This is a genomic window from Variovorax sp. FG153 (assembly GCF_057809595.1).
This window is the reverse complement of the sequence record NZ_JBMDKG010000024.1, coordinates 1-22,450: the sequence shown is the minus strand read 5'-3', so window position 1 is coordinate 22,450 and position 22,450 is coordinate 1. Positions and strand designations below refer to the sequence as shown.

Below are 22,450 nucleotides of genomic sequence, written 5' to 3'. Positions count from 1 at the left end.
GAAACCTTCGCGTCCTCTGCGTACGGCTGTCCGATCCCGATCCCGATCGAATCGCGACGACGTCTCAAACGTCGAAGCCGCCCTGCAGCAGCCCCGCGAGCGTCGCCACCAGCGCCTCGCGTTGCGGCGCGGGACGCCACAGCGCGCGCACCGACTGCAAGGCACCGGCCGCGCCCTGGCCGCTCTCCCATTCGGGATGGCTGCGCGCCGGCTGCGCGGCACGCAGCGCGGCGGCGATGGCCTCGCCGGCCGCGTCGGCGCCGCCGTCCACCGCCTCGATGCGCTGCGTGGCCGCATGGCCGCGGCGCTCGAGCGCGCGTGCGAGCTGCAGCTGCCAGGCCGCGAGCGTGAACAGCACGCCGTCTTCCACGGTGAGCTCGTGCACGTCGCGCAGCTTGTTCGCGAGCTTGCGGCCCAGCGGGCCCCAGCCCTGCGACACCGCGCTGCCGATCGCGCTGCCCAGCGCCACGCCGGCGCCCAACGAGAGGCCGGCCACCGCGAGATCGGCCACCGCGCCGACCGCGGCGCCGATGGCCGCGCCCTTGCCCAGACGCAGGCCCGCGTCCTTCATCGCCTCGGGATTGAAGAAGTCGAGCGCCCAGCGGCCCTCGATCATCGGCAGCGGCGCCTCGGCCGCGTCGCCCTGGCGGAAGCCGTAGAGCGCGAGCAGGTCGTCGGCGCAGCGCTGCGCCTTGTCGAACACGGTCCTGCGCAGCGCGGCGACCAGCGCGTCGCGGCGCGCGGGATCGGCGAACTCGGCGGCCGGCACGCTGCGCCGCAGCGCGGTGGCGTCGACCAGCAACTCGGCCACGCGCGCGGCGGCCGCGCGGCGCCGCGCCGCGGCCTCGGCCTCGAGCGCGTCGGCCACGCCGCGCAGCAGTTCGCGCCGGTCGCGCAGCAGCGTCGCGAGGTCGCCATAGAGATCGCGCTCGGCGCCCACGAAGGGCGCCGCCGCGTCGAAGCGCACCTGCACGTGCAGGCCGTAGGCCGAGAGCAGTTCCTTCCAGGCGGCCTCGCGGCTGGCCGCGTCGCGCACGAAGTTGAGCACCGGCAGCACCGGCCGCGCGCAGGCGTTGAGCAGCTCGATCTCGTCGCGGAACTTGGGCAGCACCGGTTCGCGCACGTCGATCACGAGGAAGGCGGCGTCGATGTCGAGCATGGCGCGCAGCACCTTGGCCTCCTGCTCGAAGGCGCCGTGTGCCTCGGGGCCCTGCAGGAAGCGGCGGATGCGCTCGGGCGGCGTGGCCTGACCCGCGGGATCGATGTGCGCGAGATGCTCGCGCAAGGCCACCGCGTCCTCGAGGCCCGGCGTGTCGTAGAAGCGCACGGCGGGGCGGCCGTCGATCTCGAGGTCGACCGACTCGACATGGCGCGTGGTGCCGGGGCGGTCGGACACCGCGCCGAAATCGATGCGCCGCGTGAGCGTGCGCAGCAGCGAGGTCTTGCCGGCATTGGTGTGGCCGACGACGGCGATGCGGATCGGGTCGCTCATGATGCGACGCTGTCGATGGCGCCCAGCAGCTCGGCGAGCGAGGTGCCCGCAGCCACGCGGTCGAGGCCGGCGTCGCGCAGCCAGGCGAGCCAGCGCGCGATCGCCGGGCCTTCGTTGCCGTCCTCGGCGATCAGCCACAGGCGGCATTCGCCGCTGTGCGCGAGCAGGTCGCGCACGAAGCGCTCGGTGCCGCGATCGGGGCTGGCGGCCGCGCGGCAGGCCAGCACCACGCTGCGCGGCCGCGCGAGCGCGAGCCGGTCGAGCAGCGCGCGACGCTCGGGGGCGCTGCCGTCGATGCGCTCGAGCCGCAGGTCCGCGGGCAGGCCTTCGGGCGGCCAGGCGATGTCAGGCGGCAGCTCGAAGCCGACCAGCACGCGCAGGTCGCGCAGGTCCGAGGGCGCGAGGCCCACGGGCGCCTCGCGCGCGCGGCGGCCCGGATCGGCATCGACGATGGCGCTGGGCGCGAGTGCCGCGAAGCGGGCCGCGAGCTGGCGGTAGTAGGGCGCGTCGAGCGCGGGCCGCAGCGCCTGGCGGCGCAGGCGCCACACGGCGGCGCTCCAGCCCAGCAGCACGAGGCGCGGCAGCAGGCCGTAGGTCAGGATGCAGCCCGTGAGCCACAGCGCCCAGGTGCGCTGGCCCGAGGCCGGCGGCGTGGCGGCCAGCACGGTGGCGGCGTCGGGCACCGGGAAGCCCAGGCGCGACGGCGCCCAGCCCAGCGCGTCGACCGCGCGCACGAAGAAGGCCGGATCGAGGATCGTGGTCTCCCAGCTCAGCGTGTAGCTGCGGAAGGCCAGCGCGAACAGCATCGCTGCCAGCACCACCGCGAAGGACAGCGACCAGATGCCGTGGCTCACGATGCCGAAGGCCCAGGGCAGCAGCTTCGCGCGACCCAGCAGGCCGGTGGTGGCGCGCACCAGCAGCGGCGCCTGGCCATGCCGGCCGCCGGCCACGCGCGCGGTCAGCGAGAGCCAGATCCAGCCCAGCGACGCCGCGCTGAAGGAGGCCAGCGGCAGCCACAGCCCGAGCAGCCACAGCAGCAGCGTCAGCAGGTGCACCCCGAGCAGGCTCACGAGCGCGACGATCACGTTGATGTGGCGTTCGCTGCCGCCCACCACGTTGCCAGCGAGCGCGAGGCCGGCGACGACGATGAGGGCCACGAGCCCGAGCAGCACCCAGGGCGACCACTGGCGCGCGCGCCGCAGTTCGGCCTGCAGGCCCAGTCGTTCGCCGAGCAGGCGTGCACGTTCGGCGATGCGTGCCGGCGTGTGCGGCGCCTGCGCGGCGATGCGCATGGCCTGCGCGTCGTCGAGCGGGCCGTTCTGCTCGGCCCATCGGATCGCCTCGGTGATCACCGCATCGGAAAAGTCTGGGGTCTCGCGCAGTGCGGTGGTGGTCAACAGCGTCCCTTCGCGAACGGAGGCGGGGCCGGCTCGGTGCCGGCGAATGCGCCCTCGGCCGAGGGCGGCTCAGCGCGCGGATTATGCCCGGCGTCCCAAAGCGAAACGGGGCCGCGTGGCGGCCCCGTTCTTTCTGGCGTGTGGATGGTTCGAGGGGGACTGACGTCTTTCAGCGCAGGCCGAAGAACGAAAGCACGGCCACGATGACGACGACCAGACCGACGATGTAGATGATGGAATTCACCGCGAGCACTCCACGTTGTTGACGATGGGGTCAGCATCGCGGCGCAAGGGGTGCGGGAGGTGTCGGCGAGGGGCGGCGGGTTCTGTAGGACTTGCGGGGCCGGTCATGACATATCTCCCGCTTCGCGGGCCTGTCTGGCCCCGCGCGCGGCGGCGTGACCATTGTTTGCACTGCCGCATCGCGGGCGCCGCCACACTCGGCGGCCTTGGCGGAGGTAGCGACCATGTCCGACGATTCCATCGATCCCGTGCATCCCGGCGCGCGCGTGGCGCGAGCGGCTTTCGCGCCCGCGCGGCGCCCGCATGCGTGGCTGCTGCCCACGCTGTTCGACCGCCTGCGCGACGAGGCGCCGAGCCAGCGGCGCGACGCCATGTCCGACGTCGCGGCGAGCCCCGCGCGCCTGCGCGAGATCGTGCGGCGCGACCTCTCCATCCTGCTCGACACCACCAGCGCCGAGGACCGCATCGACCGCGCGCGCCATGCGCTGGCCGCGGCTTCCACGCTGAACTTCGGCCTGCCGGCGTTCGCGGGCGGCCCCGCGTCGCAGCGGCGCTGGAGCGAACTCGAGCGCATGCTGCGGCGCGCGATCCGCGACTACGAGCCGCGCCTGATCGCCCAGTCGCTGCGCATCGTGCCGCTGGCCGGCGCGGGCCTCGCGGGCAACGAACTGCGCTTCGAGATCCATGCGCTGATCGACCTGCGGCCCTGTCCGCTCGAGTTCATGGTGCACAGCACGCTGGACCTCGAGTCGCGCCGCGTGAGCGTGGCGCCCTCCGCGCGCTGAGACACCTGGAGCACCCCCATGGACCCCCGAATGCTCGAGGCCTACAACCAGGAACTGGGCTACATGCGCGAGGCCGCGGCCGAGTTCGCCGCCGCCCATCCGAAGATCGCGCACCGGCTCGGCATGCAGGGCATCGAGGTGGCCGATCCCTACGTCGAGCGGCTGATCGAGGCCTTCAGCTTCCTGTCGGCGCGCATGCGGATCAAGCTCGATGCCGAGTTCCCGCGCTTCACGCAGCGGCTGCTCGAAGTGATGCATCCCCACTACCTGAGCCCCACGCCCTCGATGGCGGTGGCGCAGCTGCACCCGAGCGCGAACGAGGGCGACCTGCGGCGCGGCTTCGTGGTGCCGCGCGGCACGGCCTTCCATGCGAAGGTGGCGCCGGGCGAGCAGACACCCTGCGAGTTCCGCTCGAGCCAGGCCGTGACGCTGTGGCCGATCGAGATCGCGCAGGCCAGCCTCGCGGGCGCGCCGCCCGACCTGCCGGCGCTCGAGCGCCATCTGCCGCCGCAGGTGCAGGTCGGCGGCGCGCTGCGGCTGCGCCTGCGCACGATCGGGCCGCTCGGTTTCTCCGCGCTGGCCGGGCTCGACCGGCTGCCGGTCTGCCTCGTCGGCGATGCGCGCCTGGCTTCGCACCTGTTCGAGCTGCTGCACACCGCGGCCGTCGCCACCGTCACGGGCACGCCCGGACGGCTCGGCGAGCGTCCGCACGTGGTCGTGCACGAGGCGCTGGTGCACGAGGGCCTCGAGCCCGGCGAGGGACTGCTGCCGCCGGCATGGAACAGCCTCCATGGCCACAACCTGCTGCACGAATACTTCGCCTGCCCCGAGCGCTTTCTCTTCTTCACGCTGACGCAACTCGCGCCGGGCCTGTCGCGCATCGAGGGGCGCGAGGCCGAGATCGTGGTGCTGCTCGCGCGATCGCCCGCGAGCCCCGGGCTGGCGCCAAGCCTGGTCGACGCGGCGCAGTTCGCCCTGTTCGCCACGCCGGTGGTCAACCTGTTCCAGCGCCGCACCGACCGCATCGAACTCGATGCCGCGCGCACCGAGTTCCACCTCGTGCCAGACCGCTCGCGCCCGCTGGACTTCGAGGTCTACGCGGTCGAGCAGCTGAGCGGCCAGCAGCCAGGGACCACGGCCCCGACGCAGTTCCGGCCGCTCTACCAGACGCTCAACGAGGACCAGGGCAACCACGGGCGCTACTTCTCTTTGCGGCGCGAGCCGCGGCTGGTGTCGGACACCGCGCGCCGCCACGGCACGCGCACGCCGTACATCGGCAGCGAGGCGTTCGTGTCGCTGGTCGACCAGCACGAGGCGCCGTACCCCGAAGGCCTGCGCAGCCTGTGGGCGCAGGCCTGGCTCACCAACCGCGACCTGCCGTGCCTGGTGCCGCGCAACGGCCGCAGCGACCTCGCGGCGGCAGAGTCGATGCCGGTGTCGGCGGTGGGGCTGGTGCGCCCGCCGAGCATGCCGCGGCCGCCGTTCGCGCAGCGCGAGATCGCCTGGCGGCTGATCCGGCAACTGGGCTTCAACCACCTGCCGCTGGCCGGCCTGCCGCGGCTCGAGGGCGCGCAGGCACTGCGCGACATGCTGCGGTTGTTCGTCGCGGGCGACGACGAGGCGATGCGGCTGCAGGTCGACGCCCTCGTGGGCTCGCGCATCGCGCCGGTCACGCGCCGGTTGCCGGGCCATGGGCCGCTGGTCTACGGCCGCGGCGTGGCCTGCACGCTGAGCGTGGACGAACAGGGCTTCTCGGGCGCCAGCCCCTACCTGTTCGGGCTCGTGCTCGAGCGCTATCTCGCGCGCCACGTGAGCATCAACGTCTTCACGCAGACCACGCTCGAATCGCTGCAGCGCGGCACGGTCGCGCGCTGGCCGGTGCGCATGGGCGGGCGCGGGATCGTCTAGCGCTCGCTCTAGTTCTTGCGCCTGGGCGCGGTTTTGGCGGGCGCCTCCGCGCCGAGCGCCTGCCGCAGCAGCCAGCGCATCGCGTCGCGCACCTCGGTGGCATCGGCGCCCGCGTCGATCTCGAGCGCGGCGCGGTCGAAGGCGGCCGACAGCAGTTGCGAGAGCGCATCGAGCGAGACCTCGCCGCGGCCCATGCCGGCCTCGGCCAGCCCCTGGCGCAGCGAATGGGCGGCGTTCGCGTCGTCCATCGCCATGATCTCCGCCATGCCGAGCACGGCCGGTCCGTCGATCAGCAGCAGCCGGGTGCGGCCCGGCACCGTCATCGCGCGCAGGTAGGCGTCGCTGCCGGCCAGCAGCGCCTCGCGCGGCGCCAGCGCCTCGGGCGTGGCGGCCGCGATCTCGGCGGCCACCGCGCGCGACTCCTGCTCGAGCACATGGCGGAACAGGTCGCGCTTGTCGGCGTAGTGGTGGTAGAGCGCGCCGCGCGTGATGCCGGCCGCGGCCACGATGTCGGGCGTGGAGGTCTGGCCATAGCCCTGGTCGACGAAGAGGGCACGCGCCGCCTCGGTCAGCGCCTGCCGCGTGGTCTCGGTGCGCTCCTTGTTGGTCCGGATGATCTTGGAGGTCATTTACATGCAGACTGTATGTATGTATATTCAATCAAACATACAGACTGTATGTCAGTTTCAGCCATCTCAAGGAGCCCCTCATGAAAGTCACGAGCTACTACCCGGTCATCATGACCAATGACGTCGCCGGCACGGCGGACTTCTACCAGCGCCACTTCGGCTTCGCGCCGCTGTTCACGAGCGACTGGTACGTGCACCTGCAACTGGAGGGGGAGCCCTCGGTCAACCTCGCGGTGCTCGACGGCCGGCACGAGACCATTCCCGCCGCGGGCCGCGGCAAGGTGGCGGGCGGGCTGCTGTTGAACTTCGAGGTGGACGATCCCGACGCGGTGCACGACCGCCTGGCCGCGGCCGGCCTGCCGGTGCTGCTGCCGCTGCGCGACGAGGCCTTCGGCCAGCGCCACTTCATCACCAGCGACCCGAACGGGGTGCTGATCGACATCATCAAGCCGATCCCGCCGAGCGGGGAGTTCGTGGCGCAGTACGAGGCGGGGGCGTTGCCTGTCTGAATGCGGGAGCGGACAGCCGAACGCAGAGGTCGCGAAGGTCACGCAGAAGTCGCAGAAGAGAAGACCAAAAATTGGAATTCCTTCTGCGACTTCTGCGTAGTTCTTGTCTTCCTTCTGCGTTCGGCTGCCCGATCCCGCCTTTTCAGGCCAGTGCCGCCTCTTCCTCGTCGAGCGCGTCGCCCAGGAAGCCGCCGCTCTGGTGCGCCCACAGCCGCGCATAGAGCCCGCCCTTGGCCATCAGCGTGCGGTGGTCGCCTTCCTCCACCACGCGGCCCTCGTCGAGCACGATCAGCCGGTCCATCGCCGCGATGGTGGACAGCCGGTGCGCGATCGCGATCACGGTCTTGCCTTCCATCAGCGTGTAGAGGCTCTGCTGGATCGCGGCCTCGACCTCGGAGTCGAGCGCGCTGGTGGCCTCGTCGAGCAGCAGGATCGGCGCGTCCTTGAGCATCACGCGCGCGATCGCGATGCGCTGGCGCTGGCCGCCCGAGAGCTTCACGCCGCGCTCGCCCACATGGGCCTCGTAGCCGCGGCGCCCGCTGGCGTCGCCCAGCGTGCCGATGAAGTCATGCGCCTCGGCGCGGCGCGCGGCGGCCTCGATCTGGGCCGGCGTCGCGTCGGGGCGACCGTAGGCGATGTTGTCGGCCACCGAGCGGTGCATCAGCGAGGTGTCCTGCGTCACCATGCCGATGTGGCTGCGCAGCGAATCCTGCGTGGCCAGCGCGATGTCCTGGCCGTCGATCAGGATGCGGCCGCTCTCCAGGTCGTGGAAGCGCAGCAGCAGGTTCACCAGCGTCGACTTGCCGGCGCCCGAGCGGCCCACCAGGCCGATCTTCTCGCCGGGCGCCACGGTCAGCGTGAGGTCCTCGATCACGCGCCGGCCGCCGGCCGCGCCGTAGCGGAAGCTCGCATGCTCGAAGCGCACCTCGCCGCGCGGCACCTCGAGCGGCTTCGCGCCCGGCGCATCGAGCACGGCGCGCGGGCGCGACAGCGTCTTCATGCCGTCCTGCACCGTGCCGATGTTCTCGAACAGGCTGGTCATCTCCCACATGATCCAGTGCGACATGCCCTGCAGCCGCAGCGCCATGGCGGTGGCCGCGGCCACCGCGCCCACGCCGACCGCGCCGGTGGACCACAGCCACAGCGCCGTGCCCGCCATGCCGGCGGTCAGGCCCATGCTCAGCGTGTGGTTGACGATCTCGAAGGCGCTCACCAGCCGCATCTGGCCGTAGCCCGTGTGCATGAACTCGCGCATCGCGTCGCGCGCGAAGCCGGCCTCGCGCTGCGTGTGCGAGAACAGCTTCACCGTCGCGATGTTGGTGTAGGCATCGGTCACGCGGCCGGTCATCAGCGCGCGCGCATCGGCCTGCGCCTTGCCGACCGCGCCCAGGCGCGGCACGAAGTAGATCAGCGCGCCGATGTAGAAGGCCAGCCAGATCAGGAACGGCCAGATCAGCTGCGTGTCGAGCACGCCCACCAGCACGATCATGGTCGCGACGTACACGCCCATCGCCACCAGCACATCGGCCAGCACGAACACGGTCTCGCGCACCGCGAGCGCGGTCTGCATCACCTTGGCCGTGATGCGGCCCGCGAACTCGTCCTGGTAGAAGGCCATGCTCTGGCCCAGCATCAGGCGGTGGAAGTTCCAGCGCAGCCGCATCGGCAGGTTGATCGCGAGCGTCTGGTGCTTGACGATGGTCTGCAGCGCGACCACCGCGATGCTGGCGACCAGCAGCCCGGCCATCCAGGCGAGCGTGGTGCCGCGGTCTTCCCACAGGCGCGAGGGCGCCTGGCCGCCGAGCCAGTCGACCACGCGTCCGAGCAGCGCGAACAGCAGCGCCTCGAAGGTCGACATCACGGCGGTGAGCACCGCCATCGCGAGGATCTTGCCGCGCACGCCCTGCGTGCAGGCCCAGAGGAAGGCGAAGAAGCCTTGCGGCGGAAGCGGAGGTTCGGCGGCGGGGTAGGGGTGTAGAAGTTTTTCGAAGAAACGGAACAAGGACTGACTCTCCCGAAGAGCCGAAGACTGTAGCCGTGAGCGCATGACCTTGCCCTGAAAAGGTGCGTTTCTTCAGCTTCTGCGTGGTTTGCGCGACGAAGTGGCGGGAACGGGCGCGGTCTTTGGTTCGAGCGCCGCGAGCCGCTCGCCGAGGAAGTCGATGAAAGTACGCAGCTTGGGCGCCATGTACTGGCGGCTGGTGTAGACCGCGAACAGCGTCACCGGGTGCGGTTCGTGGTCGGGCAACAGGCGCACCAGCCGGCCCTGCGCGAGGTCGTCCTCGAGCAGCCAGCCCGGCATGAACGCCACCCCCATGCCCGCGCGCACCGCATGCAGCGTGAGCGTGGTGTCGTCCGAGCGCATGACCGGTGTGAGCCGCAGCGGGAACATGCGCCCGCCCGGCCCCTGCAGTGCGAGATGGTCGAGCGCCACGTAGCTCGGCACGATCGCGCCGAGCCGCGCCACCTCGGCCGGCACCGCGGGGCTGCCGCCCATGCGCGCGAGGTACTCGGGCGTGCCCGCGAGGAAGAAGGGCACGCGGCACAGCGGCCGCGCGATCAGCGCGGGCGAGGGCTCCTGCGTGGCGCGCAGCGCGAGGTCGTAGCCGTCGGCCGCGAGGTCGACCTTGCGGTTCTCGAGGTGGATGTCGAGCAGCACCTCGGGATAGCGCGCGCGGTAGTCGGCCAGCACCTGCGCGAAGCGCGCGGTGGCGCACCACACGGGCGCGCTGAGCTTGAGCTGGCCGCGCGGCGCCTCGCGGGTCTGGCCGATCGCGGCCTCGGCGGCATCGAGCAGGTCGAGCGCGCGCCGGCTCTGCTCGTACCAGGCGGTACCGGCCTCGGTCAGGCTCAGGTGGCGGCTCGAACGGTGCAGCAGGCGCGCGCCCAGCGACTTCTCGAGCTGCGCCACGTGCTTGCTGGCCATCGGCGCCGACAGCCCGAGCCGCTCGGCGGCGGCCACGAAGCTGCCCGATTCGACGACCTCGCGGAACACGCGCAGGCTGGTCATGCGGTCCATCGATGATTTCCTCTGGAGAAACGATTCGATGAATCGTAGCCTGTCGATTTCCTCGCAGGAAATATCTACAGTCGCTGCAACGCCTTCAATTCAAGGAAGCAACGACATGACCCACGACAACCCGAATCGCCTGCCCACCTACTTCATCTCGCACGGCGGCGGCCCCTGGCCCTGGATGAAGCGCGAGATGGGCGCCACCTACGACCGGCTCGCCGCCGCGCTGGCCGACATGCCGCGCCAGCTCGGCCGCACGCCCAAGGCCATCCTCATGGTCTCGGCCCACTGGGAGGCGCCGGTGTTCACGGTGCAGGGCAATCCGCGTCCGCCGATGATCTACGACTACGGCGGCTTCCCGGCCCACACCTACGAAGTGCACTACGACGCGCCCGGTTCGCCCGCGCTCGCGCAGCGCGTGCAGTCGCTGATCGCCGCGGCCGGGCTGCCGGCCGCCGTCGATCCCGAGCGCGGCTACGACCACGGCATGTTCTCGCCGATGGCCGCGATCTATCCGCAGGCCGAGGTGCCGGTGGTGCAGCTCTCGCTGCGCCGCGGCCTCGACCCGGCCGAGCACATCGCGCTGGGCCGCGCGCTCGCGCCGCTGCGCGACGAGGACGTGCTGATCGTCGGCAGCGGCCTGAGCTATCACAACCTGCGCAACTTCGGGCCGCAGGCGCATGGCGTGTCGAAGGCCTTCGGCGACTGGCTCGACGCCACCTCGGTCGAGGCCGCGCCGGCGGAACGCGTGCAGCGCCTGCGGGACTGGGCCGCCGCCCCCTCGGCGCGCATGGCGCATCCGCGCGAGGAGCACCTGATTCCGCTGATGGTGGCGGTGGGGGCGGCCGAGCAGGAGGCGGGCGAGCGCGTGTACCACGAGGAGGCCTTCATGGGCGGCCTCGTGGTGTCGAGCTATCGCTTCGGCGGCGCGGGTTACTTCTGATCGACCCGGCGCTCGGCGCCGTCTGAATCGACCAGCCCGACGCGCTGCTGCCGGCCCCAGGTGCCGCGCCCGGTCAGGAAGGTCCACCAGCCCCAGGCCGCGCCCGTGTGGCGCAGCAGCTGGAAGGTGAAGGGCTCGATCAGCGCGGCCGCGAAGGCCTGCAGCATGCCGGCCTCGCCGCCGTGGCCGACCCAGCGCCGGTACAGGTGCACCGACCACAGGTGGAAGACGAGGTCGAGCACGATCTTGGCGGCGATCACGCCGGCCGCGGGCAGCAGCACGCCGAAGTCGCCGCGCACCAGGTACATCACGAGCAGGCCGAAGGCCGCGAGGCCGTACAGCGGCTGCAGGGTGTCGATGGCCTTGACCGGCAGCATCGCGGTGCCGAGCCAGCCGTAGCGGCGGTCGCCCACCATCGCGCGGTACCAGTACTGGGTCTGCAGGAAGCCGCCGAACCAGCGCCGGCGCTGGCGCAGGAAGGCGCCCACGCTGCTGGGCGCGTCGGTGCGCGCCTGCGCGTCGCCGAGCACGCGCACGCGCCAGTCGAGGCCGTGCGCCTGGGCATGGCGGTGCAGCCGGTGGATGAGCTCGTAGTCCTCGACCAGGCAGTCGGTGTCGAAGCCGCCCACGGCGCGCACCGCGTCGCGCCGGAAGCCCGCGAAGGCGCCCGAGATCAGCAGCAGGCCGTCGACCCGCATCCAGGCATAGCGCGAGAGGAAGTTGCGGATGTACTCGTAGGTCTGGAACCACTGCAGCAGCCGACCGCCCAGCGTGCGGCTGCACACCGGCGTGATGACGCCGGTGGCCGCCACCAGCGCGGGCTCGTCCGAGAAGGCGCGGCGCACCGCGGCGATGGCGCGCGCGTCGAGCAGGGTGTCGCCGTCGACGGTGAGCACGGTCTCGGTGTCTATGCACAGCACCGCGACGTTCAGCGCCACTGCCTTGCCGCCGTGCGGCAGCCGCAGCCAGTGCAGGTTGGGATGCAGGGTGCTGGCGGCGCTGAGCTGCCCCGGCTCGGGCGCCTCGAGCCCGTAGCGCGTGGTCAGCAGCTCGGCCGTGCCGTCGGTCGACCCGTCGTCGGCGATCACGATGCGGTCGGGCGCATCGGTCTGGCCCAGCAGCGCGGCCAGCGTCACGGGCAGCACCGCGGCCTCGTCGTGCGCGGCGACGATCACGCCCAGCGTGGCGCGGTGCGGGGCCACGGCGGGATGCGGCAGCGGCGCCGAGGCCAGCGCGATGCCGCGCGGGCGCAGGATCGCGAGCGTCTGCCAGCCCACGAACAGCAGCAGCACGGTGTCGTAGAGCACGTAGGCCACGCCCACCGACCAGGCCTGCACGTTGCCCAGGCGGAAGGCCATGGCGAACAGCAGGCCCCACAGCAGCAGCACGCCGCCATGGATGAGCCAGCTTCGCAGCGGCGTGGCGGGGGGCGAGAGTCGCGGCGATGCGGCGACGAAGGCGGAGCGGAGCAGGTCGTTCAAGACAGGGGCGCCAGGGCGATGGGAAGGTGTACGCACGGAACGGGCCGGCGGTTTCGAATGTCCGAGGCCGAAGACCGGACAATCGCGCGCCTGACAGGCTGAGTCGGACTCCCGCCGAAAATTCCCGCATGCCCCCTCACCATCGCTACACACGCACCGCCATCGCGCTGCACTGGATCATCGCACTGCTGATGATCGTCAACATCGCGCTGATCCTCTCGGTCGACCGCTTTCCCGACGACTGGGTGCGCCCGGCCATCGACACCCACAAGTCGATCGGCATCACCGTGCTGGGGCTGGTGATCCTGCGCATCCTGTGGCGCGCCACCCATCGGCCTCCGGCCATGCCCGGCAGCTACGGCCGGCTCGAACGCATCGGCGCGCATGCGGCCCATGGCGCGCTGTACCTCGTGATGATCGCGCTGCCGCTGTCGGGCTGGATGCACGACTCGGCCTGGAAGGACGCGGCCACGCACCCGATGCAGCTGTTCGGCCTGTTCGAATGGCCGCGCATCGGCTGGATCATGGACATCGAGGCCGCCGCCAAGGAGAACCTCCACACCGTGCTGGGCGGCGTGCACACCTGGGCCGGCTATGTGCTCTATGTGCTGTTCGCGCTGCACCTGGTCGGTGCGCTCAAGCACCAGTTCCTCGATGGCGAGGCCGAACTGCAGAGGATGCTGCCGTGAGCGCGGGCCCGTCCGGACTCTCGGCCGCGACCGAGGAAGAAGCCCGCGCCGTCATCGCGCGCGTCGATGCGCTGTCGACCCACCACGACATCGAGCAGGCCGGCGTGCGCATCCGCTGGCGCCGCTTCGGTCCCGCCGACGGCGGCGCCCATCCGCCGCTGGTGCTGCTGCATGGCGGCCATGGCAGCTGGATGCACTGGCTGCGCAATGCCGAGGCCCTGTCGGCCGAGCGCGCGCTGTGGCTGCCCGACATGCCGGGCTTCAACGATTCGGGCACGCCGCCCCCGCCGGCGCCCGACGAGCATCCGCTCGCGCCCTCGCTCGCGGCACTGGCCGGCTCGCTCGATGCATTGATCGGCGCCGGCACGCCGATCGACCTCGGCGGCTTCTCCTTCGGCGGCGTCGTGGCCTCGCAGTTCGCGCTGCACCGGCGCGCGGTGCGCCGCATGCTGCTGGTGGGCAGCGGCGGCCACGGCACGATGCGGCGCATGGCGGTGGAGATGATCAACTGGCGCCTCGCGCAGGACCGCGAGGCGGAGCGCGCCGCGCTGCTGCACAACCTCGGCGCGCTGATGCTGCACGACATGTCGCGTGCCGATCCGCTGGCCTTCGAGATCCACGACATCGCGTGCCACGGCACGCGCTTTCGCAGCAAGGAGGTGTCGCGCCGCGGCGGCCTGCAGGCGGCGCTGGCCGAGATTCCCGGGCCCAAGCTCTTTCTCTGGGGCGAGTTCGACGTGACCGCCGATTCGCGCGCGCTGGTGGCGCGGCTTGTGGCCGAGGGACCGCAGCGCGAAGGCGCCGTGGTCGACGGCGCGGGGCATTGGGTGCAGTACGAGCGTGCCGAGGAGTTCAACCGGCACGTGGCCGACTTCCTCGACTGCTGAGCGGCGTCAGCCCAGCACCTCGGCCGCGTGCCGTTTCCAGAAGGCCGCGTCGGGCACCGGCCCCGCGCCGGCCGCCGCGTTCTCGACCATGTGCGCCGCGCGGCTGGTGCCGGGGATGGTGCAGGTCACGGCCGGATGGCTCAGCACGAACTTCAGCAGCACCTGGGCCCAGCTCGCGCAGCCGATCTCCGCGGCCCAGCCCGGCAGCGCGCGCTCGCGCAGCCGGCGCAGCAGGCCGCCGCCACCGAAGGGCATGTTGACGATTACCGCCACGCCGCGCTCGGCCGCCAGCGGCAGCAGCCGTTCGCCGGCGGCGCGCGCGTCGAGCGAATAGTTGATCTGCAGGAAGTCGAGCGGCTGCGCGCGCAGCACCGCCTCGACCTCGTCGTAGGCCGAGGCCGTGTAGTGCGTGATGCCCAGGTAGCGCACGCGGCCCTGCGCCTTCCATTCGCGCAAGGTCGCGAGCTGGGTGCGCCAGTCGACCAGGTTGTGGATCTGCATCAGGTCCATGCGCTCGGTGCGCAACCGCGCAAAGGACTGCGCCATCTGCGCGATGCCGGCCTCGCGGCCCGAGGTCCAGACCTTGGTCGCGAGGAAGGGGCGCCGAGCGCCGCGTGCCGCCGCCGTGGCGGCCAGCAGCTCGCCGGTGCTCTCCTCGGAGCGGCCGTACATCGGCGAGCTGTCGATCACCGTGCCGCCCGCGGCGAACAGCGCCTCGAGCACGCCCGTGAGGCGCTGGTATTCCTCGCTGCCGGGACGCTGGTCGAAACCGATCCAGGTGCCGCAGCCGATCACGGGCAGCGCTTCCTGGGTGGAGGGGATGGGGCGGGTGTTCATGGTCGGCGCAGGCGTGGACCCGGCCGGCCGCTGCGCGAACGCGCTCAGCGCGGCGCTCGCGGGCAGGGCCGCGGCGAGCCGCAGGAACTGCGCGCGATGCATCGGCGCCGCGAGCGCGGGCCGCGAGGAGGACGTCGGGCCGGAGGGCTTCATGGGGGAGGGTGGCATCGACGATAGCACCGGCCTCGCCCTCGCGCAGCGGGCCTCCGATTGGCGCCGATGCAACACCTTCGTCCGGTGGATTGCCCGCGGATGTTCCCGAATGTATCGTCCGCGTCCGCAGGTGGAGGGCCTGCCGTCCGGCCGTCGATCGATCGAGCGATCCGCCGGAGCCATCCCGCAAAACCATTCCAACAAGAGAGCCACGACCGTGACCCCGTTTCCCCGACCCATCGTCCGCCTGCTGCGCGGATTCGTGCTGCTGCTGGCCGCGGCCCTGCTGGCCGCCTGCGTCGCGCCGCCGATCGCCCCCGAGCAGACCCTGACGGGCCATGAAGGCGCCGTGGTGATGAAGCTGATCACCAACAGCCCCGGCGAGAACGACCCGGCCGAAACGCTGTGGACCCTGCACCTGCAGCGCGTGCTCGAGCCCGGCGAGAAGCAGACCGGCCAGGACATGGTGGTGCTGCGGCGCACGCGCCATTCCACCTACACCACGGCCGTGTTCAGCGGCATGGTCGCGCCGGGCCGCTACATCATCAAGCACGCGGCGGGCGGCTCGGGCAACATGAACTACACCTTCCCCATCGATGCGAAGTTCGGCAGCTTCGACGTGGTACGCGACGAGGTCACGCTGCTCGGCACCCTGCTGATCCAGCCGCGCGGGGGCACGCGCTTCGTCGTCGCCTACGTGCGGCCGGAGGAGGAGCTGCAGAAGACCTTCGAGACCCTCTATCCCGCGCTCGCGGCGCAGACGCGCGATCGCCCGCAGCACGGCTTCATCTTCTCGCCCGACCTGCATCGCCGCGCCGCGCTGGCGCCGCAGCTCAAGCGGCTCGCGTCCGCCTGGCACGGTCTGGCGCAGACCGCCGACGGCGAGTTCATGGCCGGCGCCAAGCTCGGCAAGGTGCTGTGGCGCAAGAGCGGCGAGAGCCGCTGGCGCGAGATCGATGCGAAGACCTGGCGCGAGGTGCTGTCGGTGCGGCCGTACCGCGGGGGCCTGCTGGTGGCCGGCGAGGAGGGCCTGCTGCGCCTGTCGAGCGACGAGGGCGACACCTGGAAGGATCTGCTGCCGCCCGACGACGGCCTGATCCAGATGGCGCAGCCGATGCGCGACGGCAGCCTGGTGGTGATCTCGCGCAGCGACAGCCAATGGAAGGTCTACGCGTCCGCCGACCCGGGCGCCGGGTGGCGCAAGCTCGGCGAGTTCTCCGACACGCGCTCGATCAACGTGCCGTGGATGCGCAGCATGGCCTTCGGCACGCCCGAGCGGGCCGGCGTGATGATGCCGAACGGCGACCTTCACGTCACCGACGGCCGCACGCTGACGCGTTCGAGCAATGGCCAGTCCACCCTCGACGTGAACGCGCTGCCCGACGGCACGCTGGTGTCGCAGACGGCGATCTTCACCAAGTCCACCATGCTGTCGCCGGACTGGGGTCAGACCTGGACCGACCTCAACACCAGCCGCTTCGTCGTGACCATCGCCTTCAAGGATCGCCAGACCGCTTATGCGGTGGCGCCGATCGCGCCCGGATTCATGCCCGGGCCGATGGGCCTGATGACCACGCGCGACGGCGGCAAGAGCTGGACGCACACCGGCAGCTCACCGAGCGTCACCGGGCCGCAGGCCGTGCGCCAGATGATGGTGGACCGCTCCGACGGCTCCCTGATCGCCTTCCTGCCCGACAACCTGATCCTGCGCTCCGCGGACGAGGGCAAGAGCTGGAAGATCGTCAAGGACAACTGAAGCGTCGCGCGGTCTTCACTGCGCTTGCGAGACCTTGACCCCCGCGGCCCCACCGGCCGGCCGGTTCATGTACGCCAGCGTGCTGCCCACCAGCGCGCGCACGCCCACGCGCAGCGCCGACTCGTCGATCACGAACTCGGACGAATGGTTGGGCGCGCCGTTGCGGTCGGCGAAGGGCGAGGCATTGAGGTGCCAGAACACGATCGGGATGTTCTTGCCGAAGGAACCGAAGTCCTCCGAGCCCATGCTCGGCTGCGACTCGCGCGCCTTGCCGGGGCCGGCCGCGGTCTCGAGCGCCTGCGTCACGGCCTGCGTGGCGGCCGGATCGCTGACCAGCACCTCGTAGCCGGTGTCGATGGTGACCTCGGCCGCGAGGCCGTGGCTCTCGGCGATCTTCTGCGCCTTGAGCCGGATGGCGTCGTGCGCGGTCTTCTGGTTCTTCTGCGACAGCGAGCGCACCGTGCCGGCGATCTCGGCCGTGTCGGGCAGGATGTTGACGCGGTTGCCGCTCTGCAGCAGGCCCACGGTCACCACGGTCGGGCCGTCGAGCGGATCGATCTGGTGGCTCACGATGTTCTGCAGCGCCAGCGCGATCTCGGCCGCGGCCAGCGTGGGGTCCTTCGCGGTCCAGGGCGAGGAGCCGTGGCCGCCCTTGCCCTTGAGCGCGATCTTGAACACGTCGCCGCTGGCCATCAGGCTGCCGCGCCGGTAGCTGATGGTGCCCGAGGGCGCGCGCGCACTGATGTGCTGGCCCATCACCACGTCGACCTTCGGGTTGTCGAGCACGCCGGCCTTGACCATCGCGGGCGCGCCGCTGGCCACCGGCCCCGGGCCCTGTTCCTCGGCGGGCTGGAACAGGAACACCACCGTGCCCGGCAGTTCGTCGCGCACCTTCGACAGCGCCTGCGCCGCGCCCAGCAGCATGGCCACGTGCGTGTCGTGACCGCAGGCGTGCGAGACCGGCACGTCGCTGTTGAGCCAGGGCGCCTTCACGGTCGAGCGGAACGGCAGCTCGTTGCGCTCGGCCACCGGCAGCGCGTCCATGTCGGCGCGCAGCGCCACCACCGGGCCCGGCTTGCCGCCGCGCAGCACCGCCTTGATGCCGGTCTTGGCGACGCCTGTCTGGACCTCGATGCCGGGCATCTTCGCGAGCGCCGCCGCGATGTAGGCGGCCGTCTGCACCTCCTGGTACGACAGCTCCGGATGCTGGTGCACATGGCGGCGCCATTCGATCACCTGCGCCTCGGAGGCATCGGCGAGCGCCAGCGCGCGTGCCGTCAGCGCATGGCCGGCATCGGGCCCCGGGGCGGTCTGGGCCGAGGCCGCGACGTGGAAGAGGCTGCCGGAGAGCATCAGCAGGGCGAAGCGGGAGCGGAGTTTCATGGGTGGCTGCAGAAGGAAGGGTGAAGGAATGTGTCGAGGCGGGTCGACCATAGCGAAAGCCGGCGCATCGGAAAAGACTCGAAAAACTCCAGGGCGATCAAAATCCCTGATCACCCCATTCCTCGTCCTCCCATGAACCTGCGCCATCTGAAGATCTTCGAAGCGATCGCCGAGGCCGGCAGCATCCGCGCCGCGGCGCGCGTGGCCGGCCTCACGCAGCCCGCCATGACCTACGCGATGCGCGAGCTCGAGCAGAGCGTGGGCGCGCAACTGCTGGTGCGCAGCGCCCAGGGCGTGTCGCTCACCGTGATCGGCGAGGCCCTGCTCCAGCGCGCGCGGTTGCTGGCCAACGAGGTGCGCCGCGCCGAGGACGAGATCGCCCAGCTGCGCGACGGTGCTGGCGGCCTGCTGCGCGTCGCCTTCAGCTCGTTCGCGGTCGAGCGGCTGCTGCCCGACGCGCTGCAGGACTTCCGCCGCAAGTGGCCGGGCGTCGCGCTCGAGTTGCAGGAGCTCAGCGGCGCCGACGTGAAGGGCCTCTGGAGCCGAGGCGACTTCGACTTCGCGATCCTCGGCGAACTCGAGCCCGATGCCGGCGACGGCGTGCATCGCGAGACGCTGCTCGAGTTCCCGCTCGCGGTGGTGGCCGGCGCGAAGCATCCGCTGGCGCGCGTGCGCTCGATGGCGAAGCTGCACGAGGCCATGTGGGTGGTGCCCTGGTACGGCGTCGAGCTGCTGCGCCGCCACTTCGCCGCGGCCGGCCTGCCGCCGCCGCGCGACATCGTGATCTGCCATTCGTGGCAGCTCGGCATCACGCTGGTGAAGAAGTCCGGCGCGCTGACCCTGGCCGCGGCCTCGCTGTTCAGGCATGCGGCGGCGGCGCGCGGGCTGGTCGCGCTGCAGGTCGCGGACAGGCTGCCCCAGGTGCGGGTGTCGCTGCTGATGCGCGACCCCGCGGCGCTCACGCCGGCGGCGCGGGCGTTCTCGCAGTCGTTGAAGGTGGTGGCGGACGGGGTGGCGGCGGGGGGACGGTAGCCAGCCGGCTCATTTGGCGCGAAGACACGCGGCGGTGCCTGTGCTCCAATCCCATTCCACCCTCGCCATCCCGCCGCATCCGCCATGGGCTTGCCGCTCCCGCTCGTCCGCCTGTCCTCGCTCGACCTCGTGCGCGGCTTCGTCGCGGTGGGGCGGCGCATGAGCATCTCGCTGGCGGCGCAGGACCTGTGCGTGACGCAGTCGGCGGTCAGCAAGCAGGTGCATGCGCTCGAGGCGCAGCTGGGCGTGAAGCTGCTGGTGCGCGGCCATCGCTCGATCTCGTTCACGCCCGAGGGCGAGCGGCTGTTCCGCAGCGCCGATGCGGTGGTGCAGCAGCTGCAGGAGGTGATGGGCGAGATCGGCCGCACCGGCGCGCAGCGGCCGGTGACGCTGAGCGCGAGCATCGGCGTCACGGGGCTGTGGCTGCTGCCGCGGCTCAGCCGGGTGCAGGACATCCATCCGGGCGTGGACGTGCGCGTCTCGGCCAACAACCGCGTGGCCGACCTGCGCAACGAGGGCATCGACCTCGCGATCCGCTACACCACGCCCGCGCTGGCGCCGGCGGGCGCGGTGCGGCTGTTCGGCGAAACGGTGGCGCCGGTGGCGCATCCCTCGCTGGCGCTGCCGCCGCTGACCTCGGCCGAGGCGATCGCGGCGCTGAACCTGCTCGAGTTCGACGATGCGCAGCGGCCCTGGCTGCAGTGGCGCGACTGGCTGGCCGCGGCCGGCTGGGCCGACGCGAAGCCGCGCGGCATGCTGCGCTTCAACCAGTACGACCAGCTGATCCAGGCCGCGATGGCGGGGCAGGGCGTGGCGCTCGGGCGGCTCGAGCTGATCCAGCCGCTGCTCGACGACCGGCGGCTGGTGCGCGTGGAGGCCGCGTCGCCGGCCCAGCCCTCGGGCCATGCCTACTGGCTGATCCAGGCCGAGCCGCGGCCGCGCGAGGAGGTGCGGCACGTGGCCGAGTGGCTGGTGGCGGAAGCCAAGGGCGCCGCGCCGCGCTGAGACCGTTGGGGTTCAGGCGCCGGCCTGCGCGCGGGCGAATGCCAGCGCATCGTCGAGCCGGTCGTTGCCCCAGAACATTTCCTCGCCGACGAAGAAGGTGGGCGCGCCGAAGATGCCTTTCTCCATCGCGGTCTCGGTCTGGCGGCGCAGGCGCAGCTTGTTGGCGTCCGACAGCGCCTCGTCGATCACGCGGTGCGCCGGCAGGCCCATGTCGGCGAGCAGCGCGGCCATGGTCTCGGGCGCGTCGATGTCGCGGTCCTCGGCGAAGTTCAGCTGCATCGTGCGGCGGCAGAACTCGCCGATCCACGGCTGGCCGGCGCCGGCCAGCGCGATGCGCAGCGGCAGCACGGCGGCCCGCGGGAAGTTGCTAGGCCGCCGCCAGGGCAGGCCGTACTTGCGGCACTGGCGCACCATGTCCTTCCAGACGTAGTCGCCCTTTTCCTTTTGCAGCACGAAGGGCGAGGTCTCCCAGCCCAGCGCGCGGAACACCGGCCCGAGCAGGAAGGGCTGCCAGCGCAGCGCGACGCCGTGCGCGGCGGCGGCCTGCTCGATGCGCATCGCGCTGAGGTAGCTGTAGTTGCTGCCGAAGTCGAACCAGAAATCGAGCGTGAGTGCGTTCATGGCCATGGCCTCCCTCACTCGAACACCACCAGGCAGCGCGCCTCGATGCTTTCGCGCAGCGGGGCGTCGGCCGGCGCCAGCGGATGGTCGAAGGCCGCGTGCGGCGTGAAGCGCGCGACGCCGCCGAGCTGCGCGTCGTACTGTTTGAACACCAGCGCCTCGTGCCGGTCCATGCGCGAGAAGTACGACCAGCGGTGGGTGGGGGCATGGGTGGCGAGGTAGATCTCGCCGGTGCGCTTCGGATAGCGCACCTCGGCGTTCACCAGGTCGCGCGCCATCACCGTGCGCGCATCGCAGACGGCCAGCGGGGTGTCGAGCACCGGCCCGGCGATCGAGCGCCAGATGTTGACGATGCAGTAGCGCCGCACGGCGGCGGCCTCGGCCGCGCTCGCGAGCACCAGCGCGAGCCGGCGCCGGCCCGATTCCTCGGTGTAGTCGTTGTGGATGCGGCCGTTGGCGGCGGCCTTGCCGTCGGTCTTGCCGCGGCCGAAGTTCAGCGCGGCGCGCTCGGGCTCGCGCTGTCGCACCAGGTGATCGAACACGTGGGCGCGCGCGCCGCCGGTGACCGCGAGCGCGAGCGCGGCCAGCTCGGGGTAGTAGACGGCCTGGACCTCGGCGTCGTCGAGGAAGTCGGCGACCGCGGTCGGCGCCTCGCGCAGCTCGAAGCCCTCGCGCTCGATGTGGGTCGCCCGGCCGCGGGCATCGGCGATCGGCATGGCGATCCGCTCGTACTCGCCGCTCTCCCAAGGCAGGCCGGGCGGCGGCGTGAAGGCGTAGCTGTAGGGCCGCAGCGCGGTCGGCCGCAGGTAGTTGAGGCCGGCCTCGATGTCGCCGCTGGCGGGCAGCGGCGCGGCGGCGATGGCCGAGCCGGCGGGTGGGGAATGGGAAAGGGTGGCGTGCATTCCTGGGGCTCCTGGAACATGGCCCGCTGGCGACCGCTGCAGCCCATCCGCCGCGGCCACGAGGACCATTCTTCGTGAAGTCATTGGAGCGGCTTCGGCGCGGGGCTTCAAACGAGATCTTGGCGCCATCGCATGAGCCATCGGAATGGGAGAAGGGGCCCCGCAAAGAAATTTGCCGACCCGATTGCGAACCCCTGAAATACTGGATAAAAATACAGTTAACAGTTTCATCATGGGCCTTCCTTCCCTCGCCTCCCTCTCTCCCGCCGCCGGCCGCGGCGTCTGGCATGCCGACGAGCTCGGCAGCGCCGACGCGCAGGTCATCGGCACCGGCCATGCCGCGCTCGACGCGCAGCTGCCGGGCGGCGGCTGGCCGGTCGGTGCCATGAGCGAGCTGCTGCAGGCCGCGCCCGAGGACCATGTCTGGCGGCTGCTGCTGCCCGCGCTGGTGCAGTCGGTGGCGGCGCGCGGCGGCCCCGTGGTGCTGATCGGTCCGCCGCGCGAACCCTTCGGCGCCTCGCTCGCGGCCCATGGCCTGCGGCCCGAGGCGCTGATGTGGGTGCGCAGCGAGGCCGCGGCCGCGCGGCTGTGGGCCTGCGAGCAGGCGCTGCGCTGCGCCGAGGTGGGCGCGGTGCTGGCCTGGCTGCCGCAGGCGCGCGTGGGCGAGCTGCGGCGGCTGCAGCTCGCGGCCGCGCAGCACGAGGCGCTGCTGTTCGTCTGCCGGCCCGAGGCGGTGGCGCAGTCGGCCTCGCCCGCGCGGCTGCGGCTGCGCATCGCGCGCTGCG

At 71.8% G+C, this 22,450-nt stretch carries 20 protein-coding genes; 10 read left to right on the top strand and 10 right to left on the bottom strand.

The window, feature by feature from the left end; translation table 11 throughout:
* Positions 1-64 precede the first annotated feature (64 nt).
* Both ACODT0_RS23865 and ACODT0_RS23860 read right to left on the bottom strand, forming a co-directional pair.
* Positions 65-1,492 carry a GTPase/DUF3482 domain-containing protein gene (locus tag ACODT0_RS23865; protein ID WP_489042455.1) on the bottom strand — a complete coding sequence of 476 codons (1,428 nt, stop codon included), beginning with the start codon at positions 1,490-1,492 and terminating at the stop codon, positions 65-67.
* A complete protein-coding gene (locus tag ACODT0_RS23860) occupies positions 1,489-2,889 on the bottom strand; it encodes a DUF2868 domain-containing protein (protein WP_489042454.1) in 1,401 nt (466 codons plus the stop codon). Before ACODT0_RS23860 ends, ACODT0_RS23865 begins: the two co-directional genes overlap by 4 nt.
* A gap of 467 nt (positions 2,890-3,356) precedes the next feature.
* On the opposite strand from ACODT0_RS23860, the gene tssE reads away from it, so the two are divergent.
* Together tssE and tssF are read left to right on the top strand one after the other, a co-directional pair.
* Positions 3,357-3,917, top strand: coding sequence for a type VI secretion system baseplate subunit TssE (gene tssE, locus ACODT0_RS23855; protein ID WP_082322005.1), 561 nt, complete (start codon positions 3,357-3,359; stop codon positions 3,915-3,917).
* An 18-nt stretch (positions 3,918-3,935) separates the two neighbouring features.
* Positions 3,936-5,825 (top strand): type VI secretion system baseplate subunit TssF, encoded by a 1,890-nt coding sequence (tssF, locus tag ACODT0_RS23850; RefSeq protein WP_489042453.1) that lies wholly within the window; start codon positions 3,936-3,938, stop codon positions 5,823-5,825.
* An 8-nt stretch (positions 5,826-5,833) separates the two neighbouring features.
* Here the strand turns inward: tssF and ACODT0_RS23845 are convergent, their stop codons facing one another.
* Entirely contained in the window at positions 5,834-6,454 is a 621-nt protein-coding gene (locus ACODT0_RS23845) for a TetR/AcrR family transcriptional regulator (RefSeq protein ID WP_422096668.1), read from the bottom strand.
* A gap of 80 nt (positions 6,455-6,534) precedes the next feature.
* Between ACODT0_RS23845 and ACODT0_RS23840 the strand changes: the two genes are divergently transcribed.
* A complete protein-coding gene (locus ACODT0_RS23840) occupies positions 6,535-6,963 on the top strand; it encodes a VOC family protein (protein ID WP_057596699.1) in 429 nt (142 codons plus the stop codon).
* A gap of 142 nt (positions 6,964-7,105) precedes the next feature.
* Here the strand turns inward: ACODT0_RS23840 and ACODT0_RS23835 are convergent, their stop codons facing one another.
* Entirely contained in the window at positions 7,106-8,965 is a 1,860-nt protein-coding gene (locus ACODT0_RS23835) for an ABC transporter ATP-binding protein (RefSeq protein ID WP_172705665.1), read from the bottom strand.
* Between the two features lie 72 nt (positions 8,966-9,037).
* Positions 9,038-9,982 carry a LysR family transcriptional regulator gene (locus tag ACODT0_RS23830; RefSeq protein ID WP_489042452.1) on the bottom strand — a complete coding sequence of 315 codons (945 nt, stop codon included), beginning with the start codon at positions 9,980-9,982 and terminating at the stop codon, positions 9,038-9,040.
* A 106-nt stretch (positions 9,983-10,088) separates the two neighbouring features.
* Here ACODT0_RS23830 and ACODT0_RS23825 point away from each other — a divergent pair, with 106 nt between their 5' ends.
* A complete protein-coding gene (locus tag ACODT0_RS23825; RefSeq protein WP_057596696.1) occupies positions 10,089-10,919 on the top strand; it encodes a DODA-type extradiol aromatic ring-opening family dioxygenase in 831 nt (276 codons plus the stop codon).
* Here the strand turns inward: ACODT0_RS23825 and ACODT0_RS23820 are convergent.
* A complete protein-coding gene (locus ACODT0_RS23820) occupies positions 10,910-12,400 on the bottom strand; it encodes a glycosyltransferase family 2 protein (protein WP_489042451.1) in 1,491 nt (496 codons plus the stop codon). The two genes, ACODT0_RS23825 and ACODT0_RS23820, sit on opposite strands and share 10 nt — an antisense overlap.
* 128 nt (positions 12,401-12,528) lie before the next feature.
* Here ACODT0_RS23820 and ACODT0_RS23815 point away from each other — a divergent pair, with 128 nt between their 5' ends.
* The gene (locus ACODT0_RS23815; protein ID WP_057596694.1) at positions 12,529-13,089 is read left to right on the top strand and encodes a cytochrome b; all 561 of its coding nucleotides are present in this window, start codon (positions 12,529-12,531) and stop codon (positions 13,087-13,089) included.
* Complete coding sequence (locus ACODT0_RS23810; protein ID WP_489042450.1) at positions 13,086-13,976, top strand: alpha/beta fold hydrolase; 891 nt, start codon at positions 13,086-13,088, stop codon at positions 13,974-13,976. The genes ACODT0_RS23815 and ACODT0_RS23810 overlap by 4 nt, the downstream gene beginning before the upstream one ends.
* A 6-nt stretch (positions 13,977-13,982) precedes the next feature.
* Here the strand turns inward: ACODT0_RS23810 and ACODT0_RS23805 are convergent, their stop codons facing one another.
* Positions 13,983-14,915: an aldo/keto reductase gene (locus ACODT0_RS23805; protein ID WP_489042501.1), complete on the bottom strand. Its 933-nt coding sequence runs from the start codon at positions 14,913-14,915 to the stop codon at positions 13,983-13,985.
* 268 nt (positions 14,916-15,183) lie between these two features.
* On the opposite strand from ACODT0_RS23805, the gene ACODT0_RS23800 reads away from it, so the two are divergent.
* Entirely contained in the window at positions 15,184-16,722 is a 1,539-nt protein-coding gene (locus tag ACODT0_RS23800; protein ID WP_057596691.1) for a sialidase family protein, read from the top strand.
* A gap of 15 nt (positions 16,723-16,737) precedes the next feature.
* Here ACODT0_RS23800 and ACODT0_RS23795 read toward each other — a convergent pair whose 3' ends face one another.
* Positions 16,738-18,105: a M20 metallopeptidase family protein gene (locus ACODT0_RS23795; RefSeq protein ID WP_479670139.1), complete on the bottom strand. Its 1,368-nt coding sequence runs from the start codon at positions 18,103-18,105 to the stop codon at positions 16,738-16,740.
* 132 nt (positions 18,106-18,237) lie between these two features.
* Here ACODT0_RS23795 and ACODT0_RS23790 point away from each other — a divergent pair, with 132 nt between their 5' ends.
* Both ACODT0_RS23790 and ACODT0_RS23785 read left to right on the top strand, forming a co-directional pair.
* On the top strand, positions 18,238-19,137 hold the full coding sequence (locus ACODT0_RS23790) for a LysR family transcriptional regulator (RefSeq protein ID WP_479670138.1): 900 nt from the start codon (positions 18,238-18,240) through the stop codon (positions 19,135-19,137).
* Positions 19,138-19,227: 90 nt separating this feature from the next.
* Entirely contained in the window at positions 19,228-20,142 is a 915-nt protein-coding gene (locus ACODT0_RS23785; RefSeq protein WP_413764532.1) for a LysR substrate-binding domain-containing protein, read from the top strand.
* A gap of 12 nt (positions 20,143-20,154) precedes the next feature.
* Here ACODT0_RS23785 and ACODT0_RS23780 read toward each other — a convergent pair whose 3' ends face one another.
* Both ACODT0_RS23780 and ACODT0_RS23775 read right to left on the bottom strand, forming a co-directional pair.
* Positions 20,155-20,763 carry a 2-hydroxychromene-2-carboxylate isomerase gene (locus ACODT0_RS23780; RefSeq protein WP_489042449.1) on the bottom strand — a complete coding sequence of 203 codons (609 nt, stop codon included), beginning with the start codon at positions 20,761-20,763 and terminating at the stop codon, positions 20,155-20,157.
* 14 nt (positions 20,764-20,777) lie between these two features.
* Positions 20,778-21,665 carry a CmcJ/NvfI family oxidoreductase gene (locus tag ACODT0_RS23775; protein ID WP_256222617.1) on the bottom strand — a complete coding sequence of 296 codons (888 nt, stop codon included), beginning with the start codon at positions 21,663-21,665 and terminating at the stop codon, positions 20,778-20,780.
* A gap of 232 nt (positions 21,666-21,897) precedes the next feature.
* Here ACODT0_RS23775 and imuA point away from each other — a divergent pair.
* The coding region (gene imuA / locus ACODT0_RS23770) for a translesion DNA synthesis-associated protein ImuA (protein ID WP_489042448.1) at positions 21,898-22,450 on the top strand (553 nt) is incomplete at its 3' end.

What these genes read in the sequence shown, in the direction of transcription:
- ACODT0_RS23780 (WP_489042449.1), bottom strand. Translation starts at nt 20,763, where the DNA reads ATGAACGCACTCACGCTCGATTTCTGGTTCGACTTCGGCAGCAACTAC.
- ACODT0_RS23865 (WP_489042455.1), bottom strand. Translation starts at nt 1,492, where the DNA reads ATGAGCGACCCGATCCGCATCGCCGTCGTCGGCCACACCAATGCCGGC.
- ACODT0_RS23830 (WP_489042452.1), bottom strand. Translation starts at nt 9,982, where the DNA reads ATGGACCGCATGACCAGCCTGCGCGTGTTCCGCGAGGTCGTCGAATCG.
- ACODT0_RS23775 (WP_256222617.1), bottom strand. Translation starts at nt 21,665, where the DNA reads ATGCACGCCACCCTTTCCCATTCCCCACCCGCCGGCTCGGCCATCGCC.
- ACODT0_RS23815 (WP_057596694.1), top strand. Translation starts at nt 12,529, where the DNA reads ATGCCCCCTCACCATCGCTACACACGCACCGCCATCGCGCTGCACTGG.
- ACODT0_RS23845 (WP_422096668.1), bottom strand. Translation starts at nt 6,454, where the DNA reads ATGACCTCCAAGATCATCCGGACCAACAAGGAGCGCACCGAGACCACG.
- tssE (WP_082322005.1), top strand. Translation starts at nt 3,357, where the DNA reads ATGTCCGACGATTCCATCGATCCCGTGCATCCCGGCGCGCGCGTGGCG.
- ACODT0_RS23790 (WP_479670138.1), top strand. Translation starts at nt 18,238, where the DNA reads ATGAACCTGCGCCATCTGAAGATCTTCGAAGCGATCGCCGAGGCCGGC.
- ACODT0_RS23840 (WP_057596699.1), top strand. Translation starts at nt 6,535, where the DNA reads ATGAAAGTCACGAGCTACTACCCGGTCATCATGACCAATGACGTCGCC.
- ACODT0_RS23795 (WP_479670139.1), bottom strand. Translation starts at nt 18,105, where the DNA reads ATGAAACTCCGCTCCCGCTTCGCCCTGCTGATGCTCTCCGGCAGCCTC.
- tssF (WP_489042453.1), top strand. Translation starts at nt 3,936, where the DNA reads ATGGACCCCCGAATGCTCGAGGCCTACAACCAGGAACTGGGCTACATG.
- ACODT0_RS23825 (WP_057596696.1), top strand. Translation starts at nt 10,089, where the DNA reads ATGACCCACGACAACCCGAATCGCCTGCCCACCTACTTCATCTCGCAC.
- ACODT0_RS23805 (WP_489042501.1), bottom strand. Translation starts at nt 14,915, where the DNA reads ATGCATCGCGCGCAGTTCCTGCGGCTCGCCGCGGCCCTGCCCGCGAGC.